Source organism: Accumulibacter sp. (assembly GCF_032229525.1).
Lineage (GTDB): Bacteria > Pseudomonadota > Gammaproteobacteria > Burkholderiales > Rhodocyclaceae > Accumulibacter.
This window is the reverse complement of the sequence record NZ_JAVTWB010000081.1, coordinates 5,625-15,147: the sequence shown is the minus strand read 5'-3', so window position 1 is coordinate 15,147 and position 9,523 is coordinate 5,625. Positions and strand designations below refer to the sequence as shown.

At 62.4% G+C, this 9,523-nt stretch carries 8 protein-coding genes and 1 pseudogene; 4 read left to right on the top strand and 5 right to left on the bottom strand.

Features of this window, described 5'->3' with window-relative positions; genetic code table 11:
* Positions 1-607 precede the first annotated feature (607 nt).
* The 3 genes from RUW20_RS05005 to RUW20_RS04995 form a co-directional block, all read right to left on the bottom strand.
* Complete coding sequence (locus tag RUW20_RS05005) at positions 608-2,413, bottom strand: SLC13 family permease (protein ID WP_313951100.1); 1,806 nt, start codon at positions 2,411-2,413, stop codon at positions 608-610.
* A 229-nt stretch (positions 2,414-2,642) separates the two neighbouring features.
* Positions 2,643-3,815: a pentapeptide repeat-containing protein gene (locus RUW20_RS05000; RefSeq protein ID WP_313951099.1), complete on the bottom strand. Its 1,173-nt coding sequence runs from the start codon at positions 3,813-3,815 to the stop codon at positions 2,643-2,645.
* Between the two features lie 443 nt (positions 3,816-4,258).
* On the bottom strand, positions 4,259-5,209 hold the full coding sequence (locus tag RUW20_RS04995) for an SHOCT domain-containing protein (protein WP_313951098.1): 951 nt from the start codon (positions 5,207-5,209) through the stop codon (positions 4,259-4,261).
* 350 nt (positions 5,210-5,559) lie between these two features.
* Between RUW20_RS04995 and RUW20_RS04990 the strand changes: the two genes are divergently transcribed.
* Positions 5,560-5,787 carry a hypothetical protein gene (locus RUW20_RS04990; protein ID WP_409559308.1) on the top strand — a complete coding sequence of 76 codons (228 nt, stop codon included), beginning with the start codon at positions 5,560-5,562 and terminating at the stop codon, positions 5,785-5,787.
* A gap of 163 nt (positions 5,788-5,950) precedes the next feature.
* On the opposite strand, the gene RUW20_RS04985 is transcribed toward RUW20_RS04990, so the two are convergent.
* Positions 5,951-6,259: a type II toxin-antitoxin system RelE/ParE family toxin gene (locus RUW20_RS04985; RefSeq protein ID WP_313951097.1), complete on the bottom strand. Its 309-nt coding sequence runs from the start codon at positions 6,257-6,259 to the stop codon at positions 5,951-5,953.
* Positions 6,256-6,534 carry a YlcI/YnfO family protein gene (locus RUW20_RS04980; protein WP_313951095.1) on the bottom strand — a complete coding sequence of 93 codons (279 nt, stop codon included), beginning with the start codon at positions 6,532-6,534 and terminating at the stop codon, positions 6,256-6,258. The genes RUW20_RS04985 and RUW20_RS04980 overlap by 4 nt, the downstream gene beginning before the upstream one ends.
* A gap of 266 nt (positions 6,535-6,800) precedes the next feature.
* Here RUW20_RS04980 and rsxE point away from each other — a divergent pair.
* From rsxE to RUW20_RS04965, 3 genes and pseudogenes are all read left to right on the top strand, one after another.
* Positions 6,801-7,304: pseudogene (gene rsxE, locus RUW20_RS04975) on the top strand (electron transport complex subunit RsxE); the annotation flags it as partial.
* Positions 7,305-7,619: 315 nt separating this feature from the next.
* Positions 7,620-8,930 (top strand): hypothetical protein, encoded by a 1,311-nt coding sequence (locus RUW20_RS04970; protein WP_313951094.1) that lies wholly within the window; start codon positions 7,620-7,622, stop codon positions 8,928-8,930.
* A gap of 45 nt (positions 8,931-8,975) precedes the next feature.
* Positions 8,976-9,413 carry a thioesterase family protein gene (locus RUW20_RS04965; protein WP_313951093.1) on the top strand — a complete coding sequence of 146 codons (438 nt, stop codon included), beginning with the start codon at positions 8,976-8,978 and terminating at the stop codon, positions 9,411-9,413.
* Positions 9,414-9,523 lie beyond the last annotated feature (110 nt).

Here is a 9,523-nt window from a genome sequence, read left to right as displayed (position 1 = left end):
TGCTGGCGCTCAACGGACGATCCGGGCGCTCGGTTTGCTGGCTAGTCAAGGTGGCACAGCCTGTCAAATGCAATCATGCTGCCTGCGCCGTCGGGCATGGCCGCGTCTCGCGATTGATTGATCAGGAATCGCCCCTCGCGAACGCGCGAGCGGGCGCTTTGCGGGAACGGCTCGTTGGTCGTTGCTTGCATGGTTGTGATGGTACTTGCTGGCTCACCGCGGCACAAAAAAAACGGCCCTCGACGACTTGTGATAGTACTTGCTGGCTCACGGCGGCACAAAAAAACGGCCCTCGACGACCAGAGATCTCCCGGTTAAATACCTCCGAGCGAACGCTCTCGGCACGCTGGGCTCGCTGCAGAGCGGAACACACCGTGCTCGAAGCTCCCGGAACCCCGTCGCATTCGATTCTCCTGAGCAGGAAAACAGGTCGGCCCCAGCGCCACTTTCGGGCCCGCGTTCGAGGTTGATCGGCCGCGCCCACGCACGCGCAAGAAGCGGCTCGAGCACCCGGACTACTACCGTTTGCGCGAGAAACTGCCCAGCTTCCTCAAGGAGTGCGACCAGTACTGAGGCGCTTGCAGCCCTGCAGCCGCGTCGCATCGTCTCAAGCCGGCAGCAGGGGCCAGAACAGAGGAATAAACACGCTCGCAGCGACCCACACCAGCAGATTGAGGGGGATGCCGAGGCGGGCGAAGTCGCTGAAGCGGTAATTGCCCGCGGTGTACACCAGGGTGTTGGTCTGGTAACCAATCGGCGTCGCGAAGCTGGCGCTGGCGGCGAACATCACCCCGACCACGAAGGGACGCGGATCAACGCCCAGATGCTCGGCGATGCCGATCACGATCGGCGTAAACAGCACCGCCACGGCGTTGTTGCTGATGAATTCGGTGGCGATCGAAGTCAGCAGGATCACCAGCGAGAGCATCATCCACGGCGACAATCCGCCACCGACACCGACCAGCGCGCTGGCCAGCAACTGGTCGAGCCCGGAATCGTGCATCGCCACACTCAGGGCCAGCATGCCGAAGATCAGCACCAGGATCGGCCACTCGATCGACTTGTAAGCCTCGTCGGCACGCAGACAGCCGCTAGCGACGACGACCACCGCACCGATCATCGCCAGTCCTTCGATGGGCATGACGTTGCAGGCCGCCAGCGCCATCACGCTGACGATGGTGGCCAGGGCGATCGGCGCCTTGCCGCGCCTGTTGGCCGGTGCGTGACCTTCGGTGATCGCCAGCAGGTCGCCGTTATCGCAGAAGCGCTTTATCTGCGCCGGCGTGCCTTCGACCAGTAGGACATCGCCAAACTGCAGCTGGAAATCGTCGCCGATGTCGGCCATCGAGGCGTTCTTGCGATGGACGGCGACGAGATGGATGCCGTAGCGCGTGGCGAGGTCGAGGTCGCGGATCGGGCGCAGGACGTAGCGCGAGATCTGGCCGACGATCGCCTCGACCATCACCACGCCGCGGCGGCGCAGCATTTCCAGGTCGTGCTGATCGCCCCCCTGCCCCTGCACGCCCATCAGATCGCTGCTGCCGCGCAGCTCGATCATCCCGCCACTGCGGCTGTGCACGACCAGCCGGTCGCCGACCGCCAGCGTGGTATTTGGCGCCGGCACCGAGGTTTCCCGGTCCCCGCGAAAGAGCTTGAGGACCTTGATGGTGTCGTTCGCCAGGCGCGCGTCTTTCAGCGTGCGGCCCGCCAGGTGCGACCCTTCAGGGACGAACAACTCGGTCATGAACAGGCGCTCGCCGCTGCCAGCGAACTGCTGCGTCAGCGTCTCGCGCACCGGCAGCAGGCGCGGCGCCAGCCAGAGCAGCAAGGCGCCGCCGAGCAGCGCGATGGCCATCGCCGGGGCCGTGATCTCGAACATCCGGAACGCTTCGAGTCCGTGCTGGCGGGCGACACCGTCGACCAGGATGTTGGTCGAGGTACCGACCATGGTCGTCATGCCACCGAGAATCGTCGCGTAGGAGAGCGGAATCAGCAAGCGCGACGGCGCGACGCCGTAGCGGCCGGCGATCGAGATCACCGCCGGAATCATCACCATCACCAGCGGCGTGTTGTTGATGAACGGCGATACCAACAAGCCTACGGCGAGCATCGCCAGCAGCAGACGGCGCTCACTGTGACCAGCCAGCGCCCCCAGCCAGTCGCCCAGGCGATCGACACAGCCGGTCTTGCTCAGCGCCCCGCTGATGATGAACAGGCAGGCGATGGTGATCGGCGCGCTGTTGCCGAAGACGCCGAGCACCTGCTGCGGCGCGAGCAGACCGATGCCCATCAGAAAAGCCACCGCACTCATCACCGCCACATCCGGCTTCAGCCATTCGCGCACGAAGCACGCGAACAGAGCGCACAGCGTCAGACCGACGATCAGCGCGTGGAAGGATTCTGGCAAGGACATCGGTTTGGCATCCGTAAGGGTGGAGACGATCTGGGCGCGCCAAGTTACCGCAGAGTCAATAGACTGCAAAAGAATATAAAGTTTGCTGGTTATGCTTTTGCAGTCTATTGCGCGGCGAACTGGTCACGCCTGCGCAGCACCACCGAACGACGCCCGCGCCAGCTATCCCGTTGCGCTTGACGCGCAGGAATCAGCGATGCCCGCCAGAGCGAGCGAGCTGCGACCGGGTCTATTGATGTGGGCAGAGACCCTTGACCGGCTTCTTCACCGAGGCATCGGGCATCAGTGTGTTGCAATAGATGGCGCCGGCGAGCTTGGCACCGTCGAGATCGGCGCCGGTCAGGTCGGCGTTGCTGAGATTGGAATCTGAGAGGTCGGCCCCGGCGAAGTTCGCGCCGTTGGCGTCGGTATCAGGCAATTGCGCGCCTTTCATGTTCGCATTGCTGAAGTCCGCGCCGACCATCGATGCGAAACGGAGATTCGCGCCGCTGAAATTGGCGCCCTTGAAGTTGCCGAGATTCAGGTTGGTAAGGACCAGCGTCGCTCCTGAAAAACTGGCCCGGGCAAGCTGCGCCTTCGTCGCCGAAGCGCCGACCAAAACAGCGCCGGAGAAGTCCGCCTCCGCGGCCTCGGCGAAATCAAGCGTTGCGAAGGTCAGATTGGCATTTGCGAGCTTGGCGCCGGCAAGTCTGGCGTAAGCAAAATTGGCCCCAACGAGGACACTGTCCGCCAGGTCTGAATGCACGCAGTCGGCGCGCGCATCGATCACGCAACCACCGATACTCGTGCGCGGCGCGACCAGTTCGCGCGCGAATTCCCGGGCGAGCGGATAGTAGGGATTTCTTGCATCGATCGTCAGCGGGTTGCCGGCGGCCTTGCCCGGCTGGCCGCAATTCGCCACTGCTGCTGCGTACGAAGGCTGCGGGTCGCGCAAGCTGCCGTCCGGCATCACGGTATGACAAAATACGGCGCCGGCCATGTCGGCCCCGGTCATGTCCGCTCCGGTCATGACGGCAAGCGTGAAATTGGCGCCCTTGAGATTCGCCCCCGTGAAGTTGACCGTCGATAGCACGGACGACGTGAAGTTGGCGCCACTGAGGTCGGCATGCGAAAAATCCGTCCCCGCGAGCGCGCCAAGCACCCATTGCGTGCCGGCCAGCTTCGCGTCCTTGAACGACGCGCCCGTGGTCGCAATACCGTTCAGCCTGGCGCCGCTGAGGTCGGCGCCGTCCAGCTTGGCATAGGCCAGCGCGGACTGGAGCAAATTGACGCCGCGAAGGTCGGCAGCGGACAAATCCGCGTAAGCAAGGAACGCCCCCTGCAGACTCTGGTTGGCCAGCTTGGCGCCATGGCATTTCGCGAAAGCATTGATCGTGCAGCCGCCGACAACGGTGCCGGCCACGATCTGCTTGCCGGTTTCCAGTGCCGCCGCGGCAACATAGTAGGGGCTGGAGGGTTGCAGGACGACGGCAGCTCTGGTCAAGGGGTCGTCGCCGGCGGCCGCCACGCCGCCGCAGAAAAACACCGACAGCGCCGACACTGCGAACGAACGGAAAGACCGTAGGTTGGTCATCGCGGCTCCCTTAAAGGATAGGACTTTCAATGACTTTTTCGGAGTATCACCGGGGTGAGATTGGCAGTCAAAGCGGGTTTTGTTCAGGGCGTTCCTGAAACTCTCGCCCTGCGAGGGCGCCTATGATCAGTAAACCGCCACTGAGCATGATCACTTCATCAGCCGACTTCGGTCGTAAGCGGAAACTCGCGACTCGAAGAGACAGCGCTGATGGCGATCACCGCCCGGGCGAAGGGGTCGCCGCGTCGCGCGCCGCAAATCGCACGCTGGCGTCAGATACGGCTCAGCAACTCGACTTTCTTGGCCGAGAATTCCTCTTCGCTGAGGATGCCCTTGTCCCTGAGCTCGGCGAGTCTTTCGATCAGGGCGAAAACATCCTGATCGCGGCCCACCGCCGGCGCCGGGTGAGTGGCCTGCTGGCTGGCCGCCCGCTCGGCAGGGGCTGGCGACAGTCCGCTCGGCTGCGGCGGGGCGAGCGGCGTCGTGGGGAGGGGTGTGGAGGGTGTCGAATGGGTCGCCGCTGGCGCTGACGGTGGCGCTGGCTGCCCGGTGGGCGAGATCACTGGCAGGCTGGCGACGTCGATCAAGCCATACTGGCTCGAGAAACTCAGCGTACCGCCGACCGATTGCTGCTGCGAGAAGCCGCCGATCTGGTGATCGAGCGTGTCATAGACGGTGACCGTGCCGCCGACGTCGATCGCCAGGCGGTGCGGCTGGGCGAAGTAGGCATAGCGAACGCCATTCTGCGCGCCGGTGCTGTTTGGTGCGCGCAGATCGCCGGGCCACCAGTCACCGGAGCTGCCGGGCGCCGGCGGCACGAACAGGCTCACCGCGCCCATTGGCCCAGCGCCGCCCTGTTGCTGTTGCTGGCCGCCGCCGAAGTGGCTTTGCTGCTGACCAGGGTGGTGGCGGCCGCTCTGGCTTTGTGACTGAAAGCTGCCACTGCGGAGCAGATCAGGCTGATTGGCGAGGAGGTTCGAAAGGTCGTTGCACAGCCCGTCGATGCGCCCTTTCAGGTAGTTGTCGAAGATGTCCGAGACCATGATCATGCCGCCACGCATCCACTGACCAGAGCCGGAGAATTCGGGATGAGCGAACTGCGCCATGCTGCCGTTACCGTTGATCAGCGATTCGAGCATGCTCAGTACGGCATGTGTGCTGAAGCCCTGGCGTTGGGCAATTTCGTCGATGGCCTGCTGGCCGCTGGGGGAAAGCTGTCGCATGGTGAGCCTCTATCGTGCAGCCGACACTTATCGGGATGAGCCGGCACCGCGAAGGCGGATTTGCCGGCGTTGGGAATGGCATGGGGACGGCGGAGAGCGAGTCTACGCTGATCGCTGCGCTGCGCGCAATCTGCTGTCTGGCGCGGTCGGCAAAGCTCGGCGAAGGCCGAAAGAGCGCTGCCGCCGTCACACAGCCAAAGCGGCGATCTTGTCCGCCAGGCAGCGTGGCGCGCTGTAGCAAAGACGACAAATCGGCCCCGCAGTGCTCGCCAAGGCGCGCCACTGCGTACCTGGATTGCCGGCCCGGAACTTGCTGAGAGGGTGTTGCCTCCCACTTCCGAGCGATTCCCATGACTCCAGAACTGCACGACAAATTGCTCGCCGGCCTCAGGGACGGCAGCATCGTTCCCTACCTTGGCCCCGGCGTACTGGCCGACGTGACCAACGTCGACACCGGTGCGCCGATTCCCGCCGACAGCGATTCGCTGATCCTGGCGATGAACGGCGGCCAAGGAACGCCGCTTCTGCAGCACGCTCGGCCCGCTGCTGATCGCAAAGATCAGCCGGATCAGCTCTAACCTTGACCTATTTTTTGCGCTACTTTTCCCGTGGCTAGACCACTCAGACTCGCATCCGCGGGCACCATCTATCCGAGGCGATAGGCAAGGCTTGACCCCGCTTGCCCGTCACTAGCGCCAGGGGCGTCAGACACCATTTCCGTGGCTGGCGAGCGCCGACTCGCTAGTGGTAGTCGCTCTCGCGCTGGTGCCGGAGCGCAAGTCCGGTAATGGTTTCCGCGTTGTCGATCTCGAACAACGCGACATACCCGGCAGCGCCAAACGGAATGAGTAACTCACGCAGAAAAGGTGAACCGCCCTCCGCCTTGCGGCAGGTAAATGGCGTCAGCTCAAGGGTGCGAAGACCCGCCTTGATGGCTTGAAGAGCCCGGTCGGCGACTGACCAATCGGCAATGTCACGATCGAGGATGAGGTCATAAAGCCTGATCAGGTCGGCTTCTGCCTCTGCCGTAAAGCGTATCCGGTAACTCACCGAGAAGACTTGGCGCCGGATTTGGCCCGATCCAGCATGGCTTCAAGCCGACTCACGACGGCAGCAGCTTCGATGTAGACGCCCGTGCGCTGAGCCTCGTCGCGCGCAGCCAGACCGCGTGCGATGAACTCGCGCTGAGCTTGCCGATATTCAATGGTGGCGCGAATGGCCTGTTCGACAAAACCGGATAGGCTTTCGCCTTCATACCGCACGCTCTCTGCCGACTGGCGGAGCTTGGGATCAACCCGCAGGGATGGAATTGTCGCTGTCTTCATCTTATGCCCTCTTGCATTACATTTGCGATGCACTATGCCATGCTTTCCATCTTGCGCGAATATGAAGCGACCTGCCGGCGCCGGGCGTCGTCAGGTCTTTCCTTTTGCCTTCACCATCTCCATGCCGTTGCACAAAAAATGAGGTTCGGCAATTGCGCCGCCTCCCACGCTCGACAAGCTGCGCCTCGATCAGTGACCGAGTGAGGCGCGTCGCACCGGACCGCCGGCGGTGGCGCGACGATCACGCCGCGGGCGGTGGTTCACCGATGCTGGCACTGTGTCCGGCGATGGCCGTGAGCACCAGCGGCACCAACGGCCTCGGCATGGGCCTGGCGACGACGGCAGTGCTGGTGGTGTCCAACGTGCAGGTGGCGATGATCCATCATACGGTCAGCTCACAGGTGCGTATCCCGGTCTTCGTGGTGCTCATCGCAACCCTGGTGACGCTGGTCGACCGGGCGATGAACGCCTGGTTGCACGACCTGTACAAGGTGCTCGGCCTGTTCATCGCGCTGATCGTGGTCAACTGCGCCATCCTTGGCCGTGCCTAGGCCTTCGCGGTGAAATCGCGCGTTCTCGCAGCCCTGGTCGATGGCCTGGCGATGGGGCTGGGTTTCACCGGCGCCTTGACCGTGATCGGCCTGATCCGCGAACTGCTCGGCGCCGGCACGCTGTTTGCGCAGGCATCGAACCTGCTCGGCCCGTCGTTTTCCTTTCTCGAACTGCAGATTCCCGACTACCGTGGCGCCTTGCTGATGATTCTGCCGCCGGATGATCAACCCGTTTCTTCCTCCGCCAGCATCTTCTTTGAGGATCATGCCTCGGTGAAAATGCGCGGCCCGTTCAGGCTCATACCACGGTGGACAAGGCTGACCTTGGACTTCATATTTGAACTCGTGTACTCTCTATCGCCAGTATTCGGTCGCATGTATACGCGGAGAGTCGGCATCGCTTGTCCCTGACCTCGGGTCGCAGGCGGTACGCGTTCCGGACATTGCGCGCCACGCCATCCCGCAGAACAGCCGTACGCTCGCCGGGCTTTTCCTGGGCAACGTCTTACTCAACCTACGGAGTACCTTTACTCTGTGACCACTGTATCCGATATCACCACCCCGCCCGCCTCCGGCTTGGCTCATGTCGACGCGCTGCTTGACGTGGGCCCCGGTTGGAACTGGCTCACGCCGACGCGAGACACGCTGTATTACACCTTCTCGCTCGCCCCTGACAGCCCCAGCAAAATCAGCGGCGCTCCAAGCGCATTCAACGCGGCGCAACGGAGTGCGGCGATCTCGGCCCTGGCCGTCCTCAGTGAAATCACCGGCATCATGTTCATCGCTACCGGCGAGGATAGTGTGGCCGACATTCACTTCGCCACCGGGGATATCATCGACGCGTCGATCGCAGGATTCTGCCAGACAAGCTGGAGGTACTCGCAACTTGACGGCATGATCACGAACTACTCAGCGGACGCACACGTCTACCTGGACAACGCCAACTTCGCGACGATCAATAACTCGCCGACAGTGGCCAACGGTGGGGTGGAGATTCTCCTGCACGAACTGGGCCATGCGATGGGCCTGAAGCACCCCTTCCAGGGTGACGTGAAGTTGCCCGCAGCGCAGGAAAACACGGCCTACACGCTGATGTCGTACACCCACGTCGGCGGATCGTACGCCACCTACTCCCCCTTCGATATTGCCGCGCTACGCTGGCTGTACGGTGGAGACGGCTTGGGCGGTGCACTTGGCCAAGGCACGACCGGGCGCTATCTGGTCGGCACCGACGGCAACGACTCGCTGGTTGGCGGCGATGGCGGCGACGTATTCGAAGGTTTGGACGGCAACGACACCATCAAAGGTGGCCTTGGCATTGACCGCGCGATCTTCGCTGCACCGCGTGCGAACTATGCCGTCGATCGCCTCGGCGACACGATCACGGTCCAGGCACTCGTCGGCAAGGGAGGCGTCGACACCTTGACGCTTGTGGAACGCCTGCAATTCGGCGATCGATCGCTGGCTTTCGACCTTGACGGCAACGCCGGCATCACAGCGAAATTGCTTGCCGCAGTGTTCTCCAAAGAGTCGCTGGCAAACGCGCAACTCGTCGGCATCGGCCTCAAGCTTCTCGACACCGGCACCAGTCCGTCCGACCTGATGCAACTGGCACTGGCCGCACGTCTGGGTCCGGGTTTCTCACCCTCAGCGGAGGTCACCGTACTCTACGAGAACCTCACTGGCCAGGCGCCTTCACAGTCCGATCTGCAGTTCTGGACCGATGCGCTGGCGGCCGGCAAATATACGCCGACCTCGCTGGCCTTGATGGCCACCGAGCACGAGCTGAATCTACAGCACGTGAACCTGATCGGCCTGGCACAGTCCGGAATCGAATTCACCTGAGATAGGCCAACACGTTGAAAAGTAGAGAATTGGTGAAGAGAAATTATGTCTGAACCCGTGGAAATCCTGCGTGGAGTTGTACATCCGTGGTATTGCGACAACTTCGGCCATATGAATGTCCGTTGGTATAGTCATTTTTTCGACGATGCCGCATATCACCTCTGGCCGCTCTACTGGGGGAGCCACAGGAAAATTCAGGATGAGTTTGGCGTCCATACCGTAACAGCGTCGGCGACGATACAGTTTCTGCAGGAACTGGTAGCAGGAGATCTGATCCTGGTAGACAGTTTGCTGACCCGCATTGGCCGCAAGAGTTGTACTTTTACCGAGCGAATGTTGCACGTTGACACGAAGGAAGTGCATGCCACCTACGAGACGGTAGAAGTCTTCTTTGACCCACAAACACGGAAGTCAACAGAGATTCCGGCCTCAATCAGGCAGGCATTGCAGAATGCACAGCAAATCACCCAACAGGACAATTAGAGGCGCGAGCAGAAAACCCGGATAGCCCCGAACAAAACTGCGGGGTCAGTTCTCGAAACTGCGGGGTCAGGTCTCGCATTATTGCACACAGGCCGATACGCTAGACTCCC